1 protein-coding gene is annotated in these 1,369 nt (G+C 45.0%); it reads right to left on the bottom strand.

Annotation, left to right across the window (positions count from 1 at the left end; genetic code table 11):
- Nucleotides 1-254 precede the first annotated feature (254 nt).
- On the bottom strand, nucleotides 255-1,280 hold the full coding sequence (locus tag WA381_RS20935; RefSeq protein WP_156086086.1) for an IS110 family transposase: 1,026 nt from the start codon (nucleotides 1,278-1,280) through the stop codon (nucleotides 255-257).
- Between the last annotated feature and the right edge of the window lie 89 nt (nucleotides 1,281-1,369).

Genomic DNA, 1,369 nt, shown 5'->3' with positions numbered 1-1,369 from the left:
TGTATATGGTCTCCCCCGTTATTGCAAGAGTAAACATGCTGTTTTGACTAAAATGGTTTGCGTCCGTATATCCGGCTTCTCGTTGAAGTATTTTCACTTCGAGCCTCGATGAACTTCGCCCATATCGTCCTTATCGTTGACTCGGATTAATAATCCACACGCCCTATCAGGTTTTCGATATGTCGGTTTAACCGTATTGTCATCACGTTATGTTTATTCAGCAATCCTTGGAAGTGAACTGGTTCATTATTAACTTAAGCGGTTGTCAACTCAGGCTGATAATCGCCACCTTGTGCTAATAGTGCCCAAGCTATTCGGGCCAACTTGTTAGCCAGTGCAACCGCGGCTTTGTTTCTCCCCCGCGTTTGCTCTATTCGCTTTATCCATTGAGACAATGGTGTCTCTTTATGTTTACTCACTCGCATGACAGCCCTGGCACCATGAATGAGTAAGGTTCTTAGATAGCTATCTCCACGCTTACTAATCCCCTGTAGATTATGCTTGCCTCCTGAGCTATGTTGTTTGGGTACCAGCCCCAATGATGCTGAGACTGCCCGGCCATTCTTAAACTCACTGCCATTGCCGATATGTTGATAAAGCGCACTGGCTATAATTGGACCAACTCCGGGAATACTTTGTAGTCGTCTACAAGCTTCGTGTTGGCTTAGTTGTTTAATTTTCTTTGTATACCAGTTCAGGTGCTCATCCAGCTCTACAAGTTTTTGATAGTGTCGCTCTAACAGTTCTTTGAACAATTCACTCAAACCATTCTCAACCTGCCGGTCAAATAATTCAGGCAGTGATTTATAGACATGACTGATGCCTACCGGAAGGATGATCCCGTACTCATTGAGCAACCCCCGTATTTCATTACTGTTGGCGGTTCTATCCCGCTCACACTTCTTACGCATCACGTGTAATGCCTGAATATCTTGTTGGGTTTGCGTTTTCGTTCGCACAAACCGCATCTCGGGGCGTACTACTGCTTCTGCTATCGCCAGCGCATCATTAAAATCCGTCTTATTACCCCGCACATACGCTTTTACATGCTGTGGTGCGATTTGTTTTACCTGATGGCCATACTTCGCTATTTCTCTTGCCCAATAATGCGCACTGGCACATGACTCAACCCCCACCAAACAGGGTGCTAGCTCACTAAAAAAATGCAGTATCTGAGTTCGTCTCAACATTTTTTTTCGCACAATCTTGCCTGCCTGATTACAGCACACCACATGACTCACACTTTTTGCTAAATCCAGCCCAATCGTTGTAATATCCATCTTGGTCTCCTCACCTTGTTAACTTGATTGTTCAATTCCAAGTTTGGCACATTGCGATGCCGTTTGAGGGGGGAGACCATTCCATCGTT

The sequence above is a fragment of the Alteromonas sp. CH_MED4-4 genome, from assembly GCF_037029575.1.
Taxonomy (GTDB): Bacteria; Pseudomonadota; Gammaproteobacteria; order Enterobacterales; family Alteromonadaceae; genus Alteromonas; species Alteromonas macleodii.
Note: the sequence above shows the minus strand (reverse complement) of the source record. Positions and strands in the feature narration are given on the sequence as shown.

What these genes read in the sequence shown, in the direction of transcription:
- WA381_RS20935 (WP_156086086.1), bottom strand. Translation starts at nt 1,280, where the DNA reads ATGGATATTACAACGATTGGGCTGGATTTAGCAAAAAGTGTGAGTCAT.